The organism is Kitasatospora sp. NPDC089509 (assembly GCF_044749365.1).
GTDB lineage: Bacteria > Actinomycetota > Actinomycetes > Streptomycetales > Streptomycetaceae > Kitasatospora.
The window spans coordinates 346683-362467 of sequence record NZ_JBIVHS010000006.1; the positions used below are offsets into that span (position 1 = coordinate 346683).

Genomic DNA, 15785 nt, shown 5'->3' on the forward strand with positions numbered 1-15785 from the left:
GAGAACCACCATGTCCCAGCTGTCCGCGGACACGCTGCTCAACCTCGACCGGGCGCACGTCTGGCACCCGTACGGTCCGATGCCCGGCACCGTCACCCCGTACCTGGTCGAGTCCGCCTCGGGCGTCCGGCTGCGCCTGGCCGAGCCCGTCGCGGGCGGCCGGCGCGAGCTGGTCGACGGGATGTCGTCCTGGTGGGCGGCGATCCACGGCTACCGGCACCCGGTGCTGGACGAGGCGGTGCGCGAGCAGCTGGGGCGGATGAGCCACGTGATGTTCGGCGGGCTCACCCACGAGCCCGCCGTCCGGCTGGCCGCCCGGCTGGTGGAGATCACCCCGGAGCCGCTCCAGCACGTGTTCCTCGCCGACTCCGGCTCGGTCGCGGTCGAGGTCGCGATGAAGATGTGCCTGCAGTACTGGCAGTCGACCGGACGGCCGCAGAAGCGCCGGCTGCTGACCTGGCGCGGCGGCTACCACGGTGACACCTTCCACCCGATGTCGGTCTGCGACCCGGACGGCGGGATGCACCACCTGTGGGGCGGGGTACTCCCCGGGCAGCTCTTCGCACCGCAGCCGCCGGCCGGCTTCGACGCCCCGCTCGACCCCGAATACGCCGCCCGCTTCGAGGAGTTGATGGCCCGTCACGCGGACGAGCTGGCCGCCGTCATCGTCGAGCCGGTGGTCCAGGGCGCGGGCGGGATGCAGTTCCACTCCCCCGCCTACCTGCGGATGCTGCGCGAACTCTGCGACCGGTACGGGGTGTTGCTGGTCTTCGACGAGATCGCCACCGGATTCGGCCGCAGCGGCGCCCTGTTCGCCGCCGACCACGCGGGCGTCTCGCCGGACGTGATGTGCCTGGGCAAGGCCCTCACCGGCGGCTACCTCACCCTGGCCGCCGCGCTGTGCACCGGCGAGGTCGCCGACGGCATCAGCCGCGGCGAGGTGCCGGTGCTGGCCCACGGACCGACCTTCATGGGCAATCCGCTGGCCTGCGCGGCCGCCAACGCCTCGCTGGACCTGCTGCTCGGACAGGACTGGGCGGTCGGGGTCAAGCGGATCGAGGCGGGGCTGCGGGACGGCCTCGCCGCGGCCGCGGACCTTCCCGGCGTGCACGACGTCCGGGTCCAGGGAGCCATCGGCGTCGTCCAGTTGGACCACCCGGTGGACGTCCCGGCGGCGACCGAGGCGGCCGCCCGGGAGGGCGTCTGGCTGCGCCCCTTCCGGGACCTGATCTACACCATGCCCCCCTATGTGACGGAGGACGAGGACGTGGCCCGCATCGCCGCCGCCGTGACCGCCGCGGCGGTGGCCGGATGAGCGCCCGCATCCTCTTCGTGACGGGGACCAACACGGACGTCGGCAAGACCGTCGCCACCGCGGCCGTCGCCTCGGCGGCCCTGCGGGCGGGCCGCACCGTCGCCGTACTCAAGCCCGGGCAGACCGGCGTGGCCCCGGGCGAGCCCGGCGACGCGGCCGAAGTCCGGCGCCTGGCAGGCGAACTGACGATCCGTGAGCTGGTGCGCTACCCCGAACCGCTGGCCCCCGACACCGCCGCCCGGCGGGCCTCGATGCCGTACCTCTCCCCCGCCGAGGTGGTGGCCGAGGTCCGCGAACTCGCGGCCACCCACGACCTGGTACTGGTCGAGGGCGCCGGCGGCCTGCTGGTCCGCTACGACGACCGCGGCCGCACCCTGGCCGACCAGGCCCGGGCCGTACTCGACGCGGGTCTGGCCGCCGAGGTCCTGCTGATCGCCTCGGCCGGACTCGGCACCCTGAACATCGTCTCGCTCACCGCCGAGGCACTGGCCGCCCGTGAACTCCCGCTGGCCGGCGTGCTGATCGGCTCCTGGCCCGCCGACCCCGGCCTCGCCGAGCGCTGCAACCTCGCCGACCTGCCCCGCTCCGCGGGCGCCCCGCTGCTCGGCGCCCTGCCCGAACGCGCGGGAACCGCCGAGGACTTCGCGGCCCTGGCCGCCGCCTCACTGGCCCCCGCGCTCGGCGGCGACTGGGACGCGCAGCACTTCGCCCACGTCCACCGGCCGGAATAGGCCGGGCTTCGCTCGAAGGGGTGAGCCGGTCCCCGAACCGTGCGCGGTACGGGGGCCGGCTCAATACCGTTCCTCCCATGACAGACGGGCTGACCATGGACGAGGCCCTCCGGGCCTTGGCCGCCCTGGAGGCGGCGTGGAAGGACGACGACGAGGCGCTGTCCGCCCTGGCGATGGGCGGGGCCGAGGAGCGTTCACTGCCGTCGCTGGTCGCCGCGTACGGCGAGCACGCGATGGACACCCTGATGGCGCTTGCCTTCGGGCTCAGGTCGAGCATGAGCGACGAGGAGATCGCCGAGCTCTCCGACGCCGTCAGCGCCAACATCGGCGCACGGATGAGCGCCCTGCTCACCCAGACCCTCAAGGCCTGGGGCACCGTCGCCACCCCCGACGACCTCGCCATCACCAAGATCATCGCCCACGCCGTGATCGACGCCATGCGGGCCGTGACCGAGGACCCGAGCAAGACCGAGGTGCTCCCCCTCCTGGCCACCTTCCGCAACTACGCCCTCAACGGCGTCTGACCCCGGGCCGATCCCGGGGCGTCAGAGCGGTAGGGACATCACCAGGTCGGTGGTGGCGAAGCCGAGCGAGGTGTACAGCGCGATCGCCGTCTCGTTGTGCGCGAAGACGTGCAGTCCGAGCCGCACCGCGCCGAGTTGGCGCGCGAGGTCCGCGCCCGCGAGCATCACCGCCCGGCCGTAGCCGCGGCCGCGCAGCCCGGCATCGACCTCGATGTCATGGACGAAGGCGGCGGTCTCCGTCCCGTGCGGGCGCAAGTGCAACCAGAAGATGCCCACCCGCTCGCCTCCCACCGCGTCCCGGGCCAGACAGAGCCGAGTGTCGGGGGTGGCGAGCCCCTCGGGCAGCAGCTCGTCCAGCTTCTCCCGGGACTTCCCGGCGGCCTCCTCAGCCGTCCAGTTGCCCGATCTCACGTTGCTGGCCGCGTACTTGGCCACGATGTGGTCGAAGTAGACCTGGAACTCGGCCTCGTTCATCGGGTCGAGTCGTACCTGAGCAGTCGTCATCGTTCGGAGGCTACCCCAGGCCCGGCAACCGCTCCGGGCCGGGGTGCGCCACGGCTCCGAGCGGGGGCTTCGAGAGTCCTCGAAGCCCCCGCTTTCACTACAGTAGTTGGGGGCAGCTGCCTGTATCGTCCGGTCTGTCCGCCACCCTGTAGATCGGGAGTTCTTCGTGACCAGCGACGCCGCCCAGCGGGCCTTCCGGTTGATCGTCACCGGAGGCGGGACCGGAGGCCATACCTATCCGGCGTTGACCGCGGTTCGTACCGTACGGGCGCGGCTGGGCGCCGATGGGCGGGGCCTGGAGGTGCTGTGGGTCGGGACGGCGGACAGTTTGGAGTCCCGGGTCGCAGCGGGTGAGGGGATCGAGTTCGCGGCGGTGGCCACGGGGAAGATCCGGCGCAGCAGCAACCCGATCAAGATGATCTCTCCGGCAAATGTGCGGGACATGGCGCGGGTGCCGCTCGGCGTCGCCCAGGCGCGCTCGGTCGTCTCCCGCTTCCGCCCTGACGTGGTGCTGGCGACGGGTGGGTACGTCGCGGTGCCGGTGGGCCTGGCCGCCTCGCTGTGCCGTCGCCCGCTCGTCGTGCACGAGCAGACCGTGCGTCTGGGGCTGGCCAACCGCACGCTCGCGGGGAAGGCGGCGCGCATCGCGGTGTCCTCGGAGTCCACGCTGCCGCTGCTGGCGGAGGCGTCCCGGGCGCGTGCCCTTGTCACGGGCAATCCGGTGCGTCCGGAGGTGCTGGCCGGGAGTGCGGACAAGGCCGTCCAGGCCCTGGGACTGCACGGCTTCCGCCATGACCTTCCGACCGTGTACATCACCGGCGGCGCCCAGGGTTCGGAGCAGATCAACGGCCTCGTGGCGGACGTGCTGCCGTGGCTGCTGACCCGTGCCAACGTGGTCCACCAGTGCGGGCCGGCGAACGTGGAGGCCCTACGGGCCCGCGCCGCAGGTCTCCCGGCCGACCTGGCCGCCCGGTACCTGCTGACCGGGTTCGTCGGCCCTGAACTGCCCGACGTCCTCGCGCTGGCCGATGTGGTGATCTCCCGCAGCGGCGCGGGCACCATCGCGGAACTGACCGCGCTCGGCAAGGCCTCCGTGCTGATCCCGCTGGCCACCTCCGCCGGCAACGAGCAGGCCCACAACGCCCGGCACCTGGAGGAAGCCGGGGCTGCCGTGGCGCTGCTGGGCGAGGTCACCGCCCAGCAGCTCCAGCAGGCCGTGGAGCCGCTGCTGGGCGACCCCGGCCGGTGCGCCGCGATGGCGCAGCGCTCCCGGGCGCAGGGCCGCCCGGACGCAGCCGAGCGGCTGGTGGACGTGCTGCTGTCCACGGCCGCCGACCACGGCTAGGGCAGGGTGTTCACCGGGCGCCCCCGGCCGTCTTGACGGCCTGCGCCAGAGCGGCGGCGACCTGGCGGGCTTCCTCGGTCGTCAGGTGCTGGTGGAACGGCAGCGACAGAATCTCCTGGCCGTAGCCGCGACCGCGCAACCCGGCGTCGACCTCGATGTCGTAGACGAAGGCGGCGGTCTCCGTCCCGTGCGGGCGCAGGTGCAGCCAGAAGATGCCCACCCGCTCACCGCGCCCCGGGCCAGACAGAGACGGGTGTCGGCGGCGACGAGGCCCTCGGGCAGCAGCTCGTCCAGCCTCTCCCGGGAATTCGCCTACTCCTCCTCGGCCGTCCAGTTGCCCGATCTCACTTTGCTGGCCGCGTACTTGGCCACGATGTGGTCGAAGTGAACCCGGAACTCGGCCTCGGTCATCGGATCGAGTCGCACCTATGCAGACGTCATTGTCCGGAGGCCAGCCGAGGCCCGGTCACCGCTCCGAGCCGGGTACCGGGTGCCGGCCGCCGGTCAACGGCGCTGGGCGGCCGGGCCGAAGCAGGCGACCAGGAAGCAGAGCACCCCGGCCACCGCCGCGACGACTGGCCCCGCCTGCATCGACGGGGCGAAGCCACCGCCGCCCTGGAGCACATGGTGGAACTGCACCAGCGAGCCCGCAGCGGCGGCGCCCAGCGCGGCCGCCACCAGCAGGGTGAGGCCGGCCAGCCGGACGACGGAGGCCACCAGGCGCAGCACCGACAGCACGATCAGGGCGACACCGATCCACTGCAGGGCCCGCATCCAGGTCCCGGCATCGTCCAGAAAGGCCTCCGACCACCGGTGGTTGCTCCCCAGGATGTCGAAACCGGACCACTGCAGACTCCCGCTCTCCCCGCTGTACGAGGCCCAGGGCAGGGCGAGTGCACCGACCGCCACAGCCGCGAGCAGCAGCACGGTGACGGCGTTGGCCCGGGAGCCTCCCGGGCGCGGCTGCTGCGGGGCGTAGGACGGCCTGGGCGGCGGAGGCACGGTCATGGCACCGAGGATCCGCCGCCGGTCCGAACCGGTCAAGGGGCGGAGCGCGGGCTTCGAGACCCCTCGAAGCCCGCGCCGGATACTCGGAGGTTGTGTCGTGCGCTCCCCCTACCCCTGGGCAAGGGCATCGCCGAGGAAGGTGCGTGCGCGCCCAGTGAGCTGCCGGTGCAGCAGCTCAGCCCGTGACCGGATCAGGCCTTCCCGGTAGCCGCTCGGCAAGCGGTCCCAGACACCCGAGGCCATCTCGGCTGCTCCAGTCTGATCACCATCGATTCGCAGGCACGCGGCGGTGTCCATCGCCAACAGCGCCCGCGTCATCACGGACGGGGAATCGGTCAGGTGCAACGCTTCCTCCTGCGCGGCACAGGCACGGTCTGAGTCACCGAGAAGCAGGTACGCCTGCGAGAGGTGAACAAAATGCTTCTGCTCGCAGTAGCCGAACCACGTGTCCGCCGACTCGGCGCCGTCCAACCGCTCCGCGAGCGTACGGACATCGTCGACCGCCCGCGAAGCCCCCTCCAGATCGCCGGAGGCTGCGAGGGCACGAGCGGTGACTGCCGCAGCCAGGGCACCGGCCGCCGTCGGACCGTCGCCGGCCTCGAACCGCGCACGCTCGGCAATCCGGGCCGCCGACTCAGGAGCCCCGTAGTTCAGTGGCACCATGGCATGCCGCGCCAGTACCCACGCGAGCATCCGCTGGTCACCCGATTCCCGCGCAGCCCGGTCGGCAGTGGCGAACCACTGGAAGGCGCCACGCTGGTCGCCACGGTCGTGTTGAACGATGGCGACCAGACCCGCGATCCCGGCAGCAGTTCGGGCCAGGTCCGCTCGGGCGCGCGCGGGGTGCGGGCGGTGGAGGACGTTCTGCAGGAGGCCGAGGTCGGACAGCATCTCGGCGAGGACCCTGTCGGGCGACCGCCCACGGTAGCCGCCCCGGTGCCGCTCGAAGGCTGCCTCCAGGTACGCGAGATCGCCGTCGCCGGATGGCGCGAGCGCTGACTCGATCCCCTCACGTGCCTGGGCAATACCAGGCAGCACCACAACACCGGCGGCCGCGGCCACGCCCGCCCCGATGAACTTCCGCCGGTTCACCATGTCCTCCGTGCCGTGCTCGCGCCGATACCGCCGAGAGCGGGCTGCAGCCTCGACAACCTGCCCCTTGGGAAGACCGTAGGCGTCGGCAATGCCCTGAAGCGAGGGCTGTCGCGGAATCCGTTTCTCCGTCTCCCAGTTCTTCACCGTGTCCGGGCTGCACCACTCGCCCGTCGCTCCTCCGACTACGGCAGCCTGTTCCTCCCGCGTCAGCCCAGCTTGCTCGCGACGCCCGCGCAACAGCTCGCCGATCCCGTTCGGCGTGACGGTCACAGGCCCTCCCTCGATCAGAGGTGACGAGACCTCAATTGTGGCCCAGGGTCCGGCACCGGGGCCGGTGGAACGGCCCCCTTTCCGGCCCCTCCCTTCGGCATGCCCACGGAGTTGACTGTCAGCGGCACCACCACGACCAGGTAGGAGTTCCCATGGGATGGGGTATCGGCAAGGGCAGCGGCACCTCCGGCGGCGGCAGCGGCTCCAACGACGGCGGTAACGGCAAGCACTCGGGGAGGAAGGACTTCAGCCCCTCCAAGCCGAGCCCCGACACCGCGAAGGCGCCCGAGGGCGGCAAGCACAGCAAGGACGGCAAGAGCAAGTGACCCAGCAGCACCGGGAGCAGGCCGCTACGCGTGGCCTGCTCCGCGCCGTTTCCCGTTCCCTCGGCTACGAGGTCACCCCGGAGTGGCGCCGGGCTGCTGCGGCCGTCCCGCGGCACCGGTTCCTTCCCGACCGCATCTGGCTTGCCGCCGGCGACGGCTACGAGCTGTGCGATCGCCGGAGCGAGCCCGACCGGTGGCTCTCTGCGGCCTACTCGGACGAAGCCGTCGTGACGCAGATCAACGACGGCCAGGAACCCGACGATCCTGCGGACGCATGGCCGTCCTGCTCGGCGTCCGCGCCATCGATCGTCTTCACGATGCTCGACGCCCTCGACCCCACCCTGGGCACCCGGGTACTGGAAATCGGCACCGGCACCGGCTGGAACGCCGCGCTGCTGGCACACCGGCTGGGCGACGCCAACGTGACCACGATCGAGGTCGACTCCGGCCTGGTCGCCCGCGCCAGGAGCTCGCTCGGCAAGCTCGGCTACGCTCCTGCCGTTGTGTGCGGCGACGGGCGCCACGGCTGGCCTCCCGGGGCGGTCTACGACCGGGTTCTGGCGACCTGCTCCGTACGGCGGGTGCCGTCGGCATGGATCACGCAGACCCGATCCGGTGGCATCATCCTCACCCCGTGGGACAACCCCTGGGCCTGCGGCGGTCTCCTCCGACTGACGGTCGACGGCGACGGCAGCGCCACCGGCAGGTACACCCCGGACAGCGCGTTCATGCTGATGCGGACCCAGCGCCGGGACCTGCAGCTGTTCCGGGACGTGGTTATGGAGGACCACGTCCCGACCGAGTCCACGACCGCCCTCGCCCCCTGGGCTGTCGCCGACTCCGCGTTCGAGACCCGGTTCGCTCTCGGCCACCGCCTCGGCGACCTCTGGTACGCCTGGGATCACGATCCGGGCATGGCCGGCGTGGTCACCCGACTGTGGACGGCCACGACCGACGGTGGTTCCTGGGCAGCCGTCGACTGGGACGGCGCCGAGAACTCCGCCCGGTTCACGGTGTGGCAGCACGGCCCGCGCCGCCTCTGGAGCGAGGTCGAAGCCGCCCACCACTGGTGGTTGGAGAACCACCAACCCGGTCCGGGCAGGCTCGGTCTGACCGTCGCACCCGACGGCGGGCACCGGGCATGGCTCGACACTCCGGCGGACAGCTGGCCGCTGGAGTAAGGAGTACGCTCCCGCCGTGGAGAGGAGTGGCGTGGACGAGGACGAACCGCTGGAGCTGTGGGCCGAGTGCCGGTCAGCCTTCCGACGCCCCGCTGGAGAACTGCGAGCCGTACACCTCGACGAGATCGACCGCCCCGCCCATGTGAACCCGGCAGCGCCTCGGCTCATCGAGCGGTGGGACGGCGTGCAGTGGGTGCCCGAGACGATCGCCACCGACTTCGCGGCCGCCCAAAGGCTCGTCCACGGCATCCGGGGCGACGGCTCGTTCTGACGCGGACGGGCAACTGGCTCAAGGCGCCACCCTTCTGTCATGTGGCGCGGGCTTCGAGAATCCTCGAAGCCCGCGCCTTCGCTAGTCGATCCCCATCCACCCGGCGGCGAGTGCGAAGCCACCCGTGGAGGTGGCGAGGAAGGTGAGGACGAACACCAGGATGCTCGCCGTGGGAGGAGTGTCGTCGGGCAGCAGGAGGGCGACGACGCCCGCGAGCAGGAAGCTCCCGACGGCGATGGCCGTCGCGGCGACTACGGTCGCATGCCCCTGCGGAGGATGAGGACCAGCCGCTCGATGACGTCCGGCCTGGCCGCGCCGAGGTCGATCAGGATGACGCCGGTGTCCTTGACCAGGCGCCAGTCGATGCCGAGGGAGGGAAGCTTCACCTCGGCGGCGTGCAGGACGGTTTGGAGGTCGTCGAGGATGTCGGCCGCGTTGCGACGGTCCTCGGCCGTGATCTTGTCGATCATGCTGCTCATGGGGCATCTCACTGTTCGGTGTTCGTGATCCAACGCGGTTCGGTGTCCCACTCGATGCCGCCGCCCGGGGGCCGGAGGAAGGCACGCCCGTGCTGCCAGCCCATGAAGGCGGCCCAGCGCCCGGAGCGGGCGTCGAAGACCCGCTCGCCGGGGGTGGAGGGGCGGTAGGGCTCGGAGGGCGGCGCCGCCCATCCCACGGGCGGCGCCGGGGCGATGCTGCGGGTGTCCAGTCGGGCTTCGGGGATGGCATCGCCGCACTTCGGGCACCGACAGGGCGGGAAGTTCCGCCGCAAAATCAGGCTCTCACCGGAATACCTTCTAGTCATATTTGCATGCTCCTCTCGCCATTCTCCACTCCTCTCCACGGCGACCACCTCGGGGTTTGACGATCGCCCTTCAAGGGTCGTCTCGCACCACTACGATGGGAAGACGTTTCAACTCAACACTCGATGCGTTGAATTAGGATGATCATGAAGGATGATTCGCCAGAGCCGTACAGGTCGCGACTTGAGGCCTTCGGGAGAACTCTTCGAAGCCTCCGCCGGGCCAGGGGCCTGACACAAGCCCAACTTGGGAGATTGATCAACTACTCCGGCGCTTTCGTCTCCTATGTCGAACTCGGGGATCGCCCACCCCCATTCGCGTTCGCCACCCGCGCCGACTCCGTCCTAGGATCCGGCGGCACGCTGGAGTCACTGTGGTGGGCCCTTGAGCACACTTCGATGCTCAAGGGCTTCTTCAAGTACGCCTCTTACGAGTCCAAGGCTGTAGAGATCAGGCATTTTCAAGAAAGAGTCATCCCCGGACTTCTCCAGACCAGAGAGTACGCAGCAGCAATCCATAATGCTGCCGCCAACCAGGGGTCAATCAGTCAAAATCAAGCCGATGAACGGACTGAATTCGCAATCTCTCGACAGCGGATTCGAGAGAGGCGCGACCCGCCCCACTCCCATTTCATCATGGATGAGAGCTGCATCCACACAAGAATCGGCAGCCCAGATGTGACCATTGCCCAGCTTCAGCACCTTGAGGATCTCGCCGATGATCCAAGCATCACCATTCAGGTGTTCCCGTTTGCGCGTGGCGAAGCGTGCTCGTTTGCATGGCCAGCGATCATGCTCACGCTTCCCGATCGGTCAACCATGCTGTACTCGGAATCCAAACTCGGAGCGCATTTCTCCAAAGATCCCGACGAAATCCTGCGCTGGGAACAGGACTGGAGACACCTTCAGAACAACGCGCTCTCCCCCGCTGAATCCCTCTCCGCGATCCGCGCCATTCGAACCTTCGGCCAGTTCGACACGGCCCGACCAGCTGGCCCTATCGCAACGACCCCCGCGACGCGGATGCCGTGACCGAACAGCAACTGACTGAAAGTCGAATGCATGTTTGTGTACGGGTGCCACCGCCAGCGAGGATGTGGGGTCAGCCGGTGGTCCGACGCCGAGTTCAGCACCTTGGGGAGAACACCTTGCGGCCAGTTGGTGGTCCGGATCCGTTGAGCTTCGCGTTACTCGGCGCGCTGCGGGTGCAGCGCGCCGAGTGCACCGTCGAGCTGGGAGCGCCCCGGCAGCGGGCGGTGCTGGTATCTCTCCTCCTCCGGCCCGACTCGGTCGTGTCCATGGACCAGTTGATCGCGGACATCTGGGGCGAGGAGCCGCCCGGTTCGCCGGTCGTCGCGATCCGGTCCTACATCTCGCAGCTGCGGAAACTGCTGGAGCCGGTGCGCCGGACCCCCACCGTCCTGCTCTCGCAGGCGGGCGGCTACCGGCTCTCCGTTCCCCCTCACCACATCGACCTGTTCCAGGCCAGGCGCCTCCGTGAACTCGCCCGGAGCTGCGCCCCCGAACAGGCACGGGAGCATCTTCGGCAGGCTCTCCAACTCTGGCGCGGGGAACCGCTCCTCGGCCTGCCCGGCCCCCTCGTGGAGCGCGAGCGGCAGCGGCTCGCCGAGCTGCGCCTCACCCTCCTCGAAGAGCGCCTCGCCCTCGACGAACCCGCCGACTGCCTCACCGAGTTACAGGCCCTCGCCGCCGAACACCCGTTCCGCGAACAGCTGCAGGCCCTGCTCATCCGCGCCCTGCAGCGCACCGGCCGCACCACCGAGGCCCGGGCCGCCTACGACGCGTTGCACTCCCGACTGGTCGAGCACCTCGGGATCGAGCCAAGCCCCGAACTCACGGCCCTCCGCGACGAGTTGGATCCGGACCAACTCCCTTCGGATCCGGCCCACTTCACCGGCCGACAGCAGCATGTCGCCGCCATCGCCCGGGCGCTCACCGACCGCGCCACGCCCGGGCTGCGCCTGGTGACGATCACCGGCATGGCCGGCGTCGGCAAGACGGCCCTCGCGCTCCGCACCGCCCACACCCTGCGCCCCGACTTCCCCGACGGCCGTCTGCACGCCGACCTGCGCGGTGCCGACCTGGTGCCCGCGAGCGCCGCCGACATCCTGGCCGACTTCCTCACCGCGCTGGGCGTGACCCCGCCGTCCATCCCCAGGGACCTCGCGGGCCGGGCCGCGCTGTTCCGGACAGCCAGCGCCGGGAAGCGTCTCCTCGTCCTCCTCGACAACGCCCGCGACGACGCCCAGATCCAGCCGCTGCTGCCCGGCTCCTCCGACTGCGCCGTCATCGTCACCAGCCGCGCGATGCTCACCGGCGTCTCCTCCGTCCTGCACGTCCCGTTGGACGTCTTCGACACCCGGGAAGCACTCGCCCTGCTCGACTCCGTCATCGGTACAACACGCCGGTCCACGCAACCCGACGACGCCGAACTCCTGGTCGAGGCCTGCGGTTTCCTCCCCCTCGCCGTCCGGATCGCTGCCGCCCGGCTCGCCGCCACCCCCGACCAGCCGATCGCCGACCTCCTCGCCCGCCTCGCCAACGACCGTGAGGGCATCTCCGTCCTGCGCACCCGCGACCTGGCCGTCGAGCAGGTCTTCGACCTCAGTTACCGCCTCCTCCCGCCGCCCCTGGCCACGGCCTTTCGCCAACTCTCCTGGGTGGAGCCGGACATCGGCACGGCCGCGGCCGCCGCCGTCCTCGACCTGCCCGAGCACCAGGCGGAGCACCTCGCCGAAGCACTCGTCGACCAGGCCCTGCTGGAGTCGATCGGCGCCGGCCGCTACCGCTTCCACGACCTGGTCCGCGCCTTCGCCCGCCGGACGTCCCTACGCCTCGAAGCGGACGAACGCGCCACCGCCCAAAGCCGGTTGCTCACCCTCCTCCTCGGCAATGCCCGGACCGCCTTCGCCCTGGCCGTCCCCGGCGACCCGGTGGCCGATGTCTTCGGCGAGCCGATCACCCGGCCCGTCTTCGCGGACCTGCCGGAGGCTCGCCACTGGGCCCGGTCCGAGACCCCCGGCGCCATCGCCCTCGCCGCCGCCGTCGCGACGGTCTCCCCCGCTCTCCTCCGGGAGGCCGTCGACCTGCTGATCGCCCTCAGCCCGCTCGGCCTGGGCGCCTTCGCCGGCCGGGCGGAGGAGACCGCCCGGCTCCTGATCGCCGCCGCCATGAGGGCCCGGGACCGCGCCGCCGAGGGCCGTGCCCGCTTCCTCCTCGGCACCGTGCTGCTGGGCCGGGCCCGGCTGGACGAGGCCGCCGAGCAGGCCCGTCGGGCAGCCCTGGCCTGTCAGGAGGCGAACGACCCGGCCGTCCACCGGCAGGCCCTCAACGACCTGGGCGTGATCGCCCAGGCCCAGGGCCGGCACCAGGAGGCGATCACCGCCTTCGACCAGGCGGCGGACCTCGCCCGGCGGCTCGGCCACCGTTCCGGCGAGGTGGCGAGCACCGCGAACGCGGCGCTGTCCCGGATCCGCAGCGGTCGGGTCGAGGACGCGGTGGAGACCTGCCGACGACTGCTGACCGAACCCGGCGACGCCGCGATGACCGCGTACGTGCACTACGTTCTCGGCCTCGCCTACCAGGAACTGGGCCGACTCGACGCCGCCGCCGTGCAGTTGCAGTGCTGCGTCGACTGCGCGGGCCGCGCCGGGGACCTGGACCGCGAGTCGGCGGCCCGTAGCCGGCTGGCCGACGTGCTGCGGCTGCTCGGGCGGGTCGACGAGGCGGTGCGGGAGGCGGAAGAGGCGCTGCGCCTGGCAACGCAAGGTGGGCGACAGCGCGAACGCGCTCTCGCCCACCTGGTGTTGGCCAATGCGATGACGGCACTAGGCGATCACCGCACCGCCCGGGACCACGCGACGGAGGCGCACCGACTGCTCAGCGGCCTCGGTGCCCCGGAGTCCGCCGACGCCGAGTCCCTGCTGACCGCGCTGGCCACCGCCGCCGGCTCCTAGGAACCCGTCACCGGATCCGGATCACCAGCCCGGTGCTGTTCCAGGCGATCGTGCTCGCCACGCACCTCACCTCCGCAGACCCCCCGCAGGCCTGCGCCGGCGGCGCCGTCGGCGAGCCGTGCCGCACCGGATCCCCCGCCGCCACGGCGAAGATCCCCGCGCCCACCGCCATGACCGCCGCACCGGCAACCGCCGTACGGACCACAACCGTTCGCAACACTTCCGATATCTCCCTGCTCACGTGCCGTACTCGGCCCTACTCAAGCGCCCGCACGTTCTCAGGGCCCGGTAGACGGACGATCAACGGCCGCTCCCCCGATGATCGTTGGCAGGCCGTCTACCGCCGTCGGTGAACGTTGGGCCCGGCGCCGCGATCCGAGCACCCCGTTCCATCGGGTCCGGCGCCGAGCACCGTCTGACGGGGAACTTCCACCCCCGTCAGACCCCCGCACCACCTCCGGGCGTCCTGGGCACGGACCCGGTGCGGGGTCCGTCCGAGGCGCCGGGCCTTCCCCGTCCTGGCGCCTCGGCGGCGTTCCCGCCCGTCCCCGCCGTCCCCGCCGCCCCCTCCGCCGCCCCCGCCGCCTCCGTCAGGCGGTTTCCAGCAGCACCGCAGGCAGTTCGCCCTCCAGCACCGGGCCGCGCGGCAGGGTCAGGCCGAAGCGGCGCCCGAGCACCTCCAGGCAGAGCCGGTGGACCTCGCGGTTCGGGCGCTCCGGGTCGGGCAGCCCGAGGGCGGCCAGGTCCGCGGTGACGGCGGCCGCGACCGCCGGCTCGCCGTCGACCCCGGCGAAGCCCCAGCTGCCGTCCAGGTGGAGGTTGAAGCCGCAGAGCGGCTGCCCGTCCCGCGAGGCCCGGTAGAACGGCGGCACCGGCTTGCCGTTCTCCTCCTCGTACTCCAGGTGGTGCACCTCGACGCCGTCGCCGCGCGAGACGCTCTCCGGGAGGTGCAGCTCGCCCTGCCAGTAGCCGTACGCGACCGCGTAGGAGAGGCCGTCGGCCTGCCCGTGGCGCAGTGCGATCGCCTCGAAGTCGCCCGCGAAGTCGAGGTCGTGGTCGTCGATCAGGTCCTCCCCGGTGTACGGGCCGAGCGGCCGCACCGTGTGCCCCGGGAGAGCTTCCGCCGCGATCCGGGCCACCAGTTCCTCCGGGGCCAGGCCTCGGGCCAGCACGACGCTGTACCCTCCGTAGGCGATCGAGTAGGGCTGGGCGAGCCAGCCGAGCATGTCCGTCATGGTGATCATCCTGCTCGATCCCACTGACAGAGCCCCTGACAGCAGGCGCTACCCCGCCCGCGCGACCTCCGGGTTGTCGAGCAGCAGGTCGTGCCCGACCGCGCTGAGCGCGTGCCGGACCTGCTTGCCCTGGCGCTGGGTGGTGATCAGGCCGGCGGCACGCAGGGCGGCCGCGTGGGCGGAGGCGGAGGGCGGGCTGATGCCGAGCAGCCGGGCGAGTTCGGTGGTGGAGCAGGGCCCGCCCTCGACGGCCCGCAGGGCGCGGGCCCGGGCCGGGCCGAGGACGGCGGCCAGGCCGTCGGCGACCGCGGGCGCCGCCTTCGCCGGGGTGGAGCCGCGAGCCGGGGTGGAGCCGCGAGCGGGGGCCCGGGCGGCGAGCGGGTGGATCAGCAGGCTCTGCCGGTCCTCGGCGAGCAGCATGCCGATGCCGTTCTGCACGAAGTAGTTGGGGCGCAGCTCCAGCCCGTGGCCGCCCAACGCGAACTCGCCGGTGGGCCCGCCGGTCGGCCCGCCGGTCGCGTACTCCAGCACCCCGTCGTCGTGCCAACGGGTGTGCGGGTGCAGCGAGTCGAGCATCGCGCCGACGCCGGACCGGGCCGCGGTGCGGGCCCGCTCGGCCACGTCGGCCTCCAGCAGTCGGCGGAGTTCGGGCCAGTCGGGGGCCAAGCAGGACCGGTACAGCGCCCAGGCGCCGTCGGCGACCCGGCGCAGCCCGTCGGGGCCGTCGTCGCGCAACCGGGCCAGGGCGACGGGCAGTTCGGCCGGGTCGCCGTACACGGCGAGGTCCTGTGCGAAGGTCGGCGAGGCGACGGCGAGGACTTCGTCGAGTTCGTCGGCGAGGTCGCGGCGGACGCCGTCGATGTCGGCGCCCATGAACGCCGGGACGCCCGCCGTGCTGGCGTTGACCAGGTCGAGGAAGGGGGCCGCACGGTGCGGGACGTGCCGGCGCACCTCGCGCCACCAACGGTCGCGGCGCATTCCCAGGCAGCCGGACGGCGCGTCCCGCCGGCTGGCGCCACCGGTCATCAGGTGGTCCAGCGGGGAGACGGCGAAGCGGGTCCTGGCGAGGTCGGCGACCCCGAACCTGATGCTGAGCACACCCCTCCTGACCTGGCGCTCCCTTGACCATTAGGCCCAGAGGCTAATGCATGGCCGATGCGCCGTGGGCCTTGGCATCCTTCCCTGGTCAGCGTCCGGTCCC

Annotated in this window: 17 protein-coding genes; 9 read left to right on the plus strand and 8 right to left on the minus strand. The window is 71.7% G+C overall.

The window, feature by feature from the left end:
• The first annotated feature begins 10 nt into the window (after window positions 1-10).
• From ACIP4P_RS16095 to ACIP4P_RS16105, 3 genes are all read left to right on the plus strand, one after another.
• Window positions 11-1315, plus strand: a complete 1305-nt coding sequence (locus tag ACIP4P_RS16095; RefSeq protein ID WP_400918517.1) for an adenosylmethionine--8-amino-7-oxononanoate transaminase — start codon at window positions 11-13, stop codon at window positions 1313-1315.
• Complete coding sequence (bioD, locus tag ACIP4P_RS16100) at window positions 1312-2046, plus strand: dethiobiotin synthase (RefSeq protein ID WP_400918520.1); 735 nt, start codon at window positions 1312-1314, stop codon at window positions 2044-2046. The genes ACIP4P_RS16095 and bioD overlap by 4 nt, the downstream gene beginning before the upstream one ends.
• A 77-nt stretch (window positions 2047-2123) precedes the next feature.
• Window positions 2124-2570, plus strand: coding sequence for a hypothetical protein (locus ACIP4P_RS16105; protein ID WP_400918523.1), 447 nt, complete (start codon window positions 2124-2126; stop codon window positions 2568-2570).
• Between the two features lie 21 nt (window positions 2571-2591).
• Here the strand turns inward: ACIP4P_RS16105 and ACIP4P_RS16110 are convergent, their stop codons facing one another.
• On the minus strand, window positions 2592-3074 hold the full coding sequence (locus tag ACIP4P_RS16110) for a GNAT family N-acetyltransferase (RefSeq protein WP_400918526.1): 483 nt from the start codon (window positions 3072-3074) through the stop codon (window positions 2592-2594).
• A 244-nt stretch (window positions 3075-3318) separates the two neighbouring features.
• On the opposite strand from ACIP4P_RS16110, the gene ACIP4P_RS16115 reads away from it, so the two are divergent.
• Complete coding sequence (locus tag ACIP4P_RS16115) at window positions 3319-4419, plus strand: UDP-N-acetylglucosamine--N-acetylmuramyl-(pentapeptide) pyrophosphoryl-undecaprenol N-acetylglucosamine transferase (RefSeq protein WP_400918529.1); 1101 nt, start codon at window positions 3319-3321, stop codon at window positions 4417-4419.
• A 10-nt stretch (window positions 4420-4429) separates the two neighbouring features.
• Here the strand turns inward: ACIP4P_RS16115 and ACIP4P_RS16120 are convergent, their stop codons facing one another.
• The 3 genes from ACIP4P_RS16120 to ACIP4P_RS16130 form a co-directional block, all read right to left on the minus strand.
• A complete protein-coding gene (locus ACIP4P_RS16120) occupies window positions 4430-4639 on the minus strand; it encodes a hypothetical protein (protein ID WP_400918532.1) in 210 nt (69 codons plus the stop codon).
• A gap of 284 nt (window positions 4640-4923) precedes the next feature.
• Window positions 4924-5427: a hypothetical protein gene (locus ACIP4P_RS16125; protein WP_400918535.1), complete on the minus strand. Its 504-nt coding sequence runs from the start codon at window positions 5425-5427 to the stop codon at window positions 4924-4926.
• 108 nt (window positions 5428-5535) lie between these two features.
• Window positions 5536-6792 carry a helix-turn-helix domain-containing protein gene (locus ACIP4P_RS16130; protein ID WP_400918537.1) on the minus strand — a complete coding sequence of 419 codons (1257 nt, stop codon included), beginning with the start codon at window positions 6790-6792 and terminating at the stop codon, window positions 5536-5538.
• Window positions 6793-6944: 152 nt separating this feature from the next.
• Here ACIP4P_RS16130 and ACIP4P_RS16135 point away from each other — a divergent pair, with 152 nt between their 5' ends.
• Genes ACIP4P_RS16135 through ACIP4P_RS16145 form a run of 3 tightly spaced genes read left to right on the plus strand, consistent with a single transcriptional unit; the run spans window position 6945 to window position 8570 of the window.
• The gene (locus ACIP4P_RS16135) at window positions 6945-7118 is read left to right on the plus strand and encodes a hypothetical protein (RefSeq protein ID WP_350514099.1); all 174 of its coding nucleotides are present in this window, start codon (window positions 6945-6947) and stop codon (window positions 7116-7118) included.
• Window positions 7115-8299 carry a methyltransferase domain-containing protein gene (locus ACIP4P_RS16140; RefSeq protein ID WP_400918541.1) on the plus strand — a complete coding sequence of 395 codons (1185 nt, stop codon included), beginning with the start codon at window positions 7115-7117 and terminating at the stop codon, window positions 8297-8299. Before ACIP4P_RS16135 ends, ACIP4P_RS16140 begins: the two co-directional genes overlap by 4 nt.
• 16 nt (window positions 8300-8315) lie before the next feature.
• Window positions 8316-8570, plus strand: a complete 255-nt coding sequence (locus tag ACIP4P_RS16145) for a DUF6087 family protein (protein WP_400918544.1) — start codon at window positions 8316-8318, stop codon at window positions 8568-8570.
• Window positions 8571-8821: 251 nt separating this feature from the next.
• Here ACIP4P_RS16145 and ACIP4P_RS16150 read toward each other — a convergent pair whose 3' ends face one another.
• Complete coding sequence (locus ACIP4P_RS16150; protein WP_400918547.1) at window positions 8822-9049, minus strand: hypothetical protein; 228 nt, start codon at window positions 9047-9049, stop codon at window positions 8822-8824.
• Between the two features lie 8 nt (window positions 9050-9057).
• Window positions 9058-9246, minus strand: a complete 189-nt coding sequence (locus ACIP4P_RS16155) for a hypothetical protein (protein WP_400918550.1) — start codon at window positions 9244-9246, stop codon at window positions 9058-9060.
• Window positions 9247-9519: 273 nt separating this feature from the next.
• On the opposite strand from ACIP4P_RS16155, the gene ACIP4P_RS16160 reads away from it, so the two are divergent.
• Both ACIP4P_RS16160 and ACIP4P_RS16165 read left to right on the plus strand, forming a co-directional pair.
• Window positions 9520-10404 (plus strand): helix-turn-helix domain-containing protein, encoded by an 885-nt coding sequence (locus ACIP4P_RS16160; protein WP_400918900.1) that lies wholly within the window; start codon window positions 9520-9522, stop codon window positions 10402-10404.
• A gap of 143 nt (window positions 10405-10547) precedes the next feature.
• A complete protein-coding gene (locus ACIP4P_RS16165; protein WP_400918553.1) occupies window positions 10548-13349 on the plus strand; it encodes a BTAD domain-containing putative transcriptional regulator in 2802 nt (933 codons plus the stop codon).
• Window positions 13350-13939: 590 nt separating this feature from the next.
• Here the strand turns inward: ACIP4P_RS16165 and ACIP4P_RS16170 are convergent.
• Together ACIP4P_RS16170 and ACIP4P_RS16175 are read right to left on the minus strand one after the other, a co-directional pair.
• A complete protein-coding gene (locus ACIP4P_RS16170) occupies window positions 13940-14584 on the minus strand; it encodes a hypothetical protein (RefSeq protein ID WP_400918556.1) in 645 nt (214 codons plus the stop codon).
• A gap of 48 nt (window positions 14585-14632) precedes the next feature.
• Window positions 14633-15682, minus strand: a complete 1050-nt coding sequence (locus tag ACIP4P_RS16175; RefSeq protein WP_400918559.1) for an ArsR/SmtB family transcription factor — start codon at window positions 15680-15682, stop codon at window positions 14633-14635.
• Window positions 15683-15785 lie beyond the last annotated feature (103 nt).

Coding starts and splice junctions, on each gene's coding strand:
- ACIP4P_RS16095 (WP_400918517.1), top strand. CDS start 11: ATGTCCCAGCTGTCCGCGGACACGCTGCTCAACCTCGACCGGGCGCAC.
- bioD (WP_400918520.1), top strand. CDS start 1,312: ATGAGCGCCCGCATCCTCTTCGTGACGGGGACCAACACGGACGTCGGC.
- ACIP4P_RS16105 (WP_400918523.1), top strand. CDS start 2,124: ATGACAGACGGGCTGACCATGGACGAGGCCCTCCGGGCCTTGGCCGCC.
- ACIP4P_RS16110 (WP_400918526.1), bottom strand. CDS start 3,074: ATGACGACTGCTCAGGTACGACTCGACCCGATGAACGAGGCCGAGTTC.
- ACIP4P_RS16125 (WP_400918535.1), bottom strand. CDS start 5,427: ATGACCGTGCCTCCGCCGCCCAGGCCGTCCTACGCCCCGCAGCAGCCG.
- ACIP4P_RS16135 (WP_350514099.1), top strand. CDS start 6,945: ATGGGATGGGGTATCGGCAAGGGCAGCGGCACCTCCGGCGGCGGCAGC.
- ACIP4P_RS16150 (WP_400918547.1), bottom strand. CDS start 9,049: ATGAGCAGCATGATCGACAAGATCACGGCCGAGGACCGTCGCAACGCG.
- ACIP4P_RS16160 (WP_400918900.1), top strand. CDS start 9,520: ATGAAGGATGATTCGCCAGAGCCGTACAGGTCGCGACTTGAGGCCTTC.
- ACIP4P_RS16170 (WP_400918556.1), bottom strand. CDS start 14,584: ATGACGGACATGCTCGGCTGGCTCGCCCAGCCCTACTCGATCGCCTAC.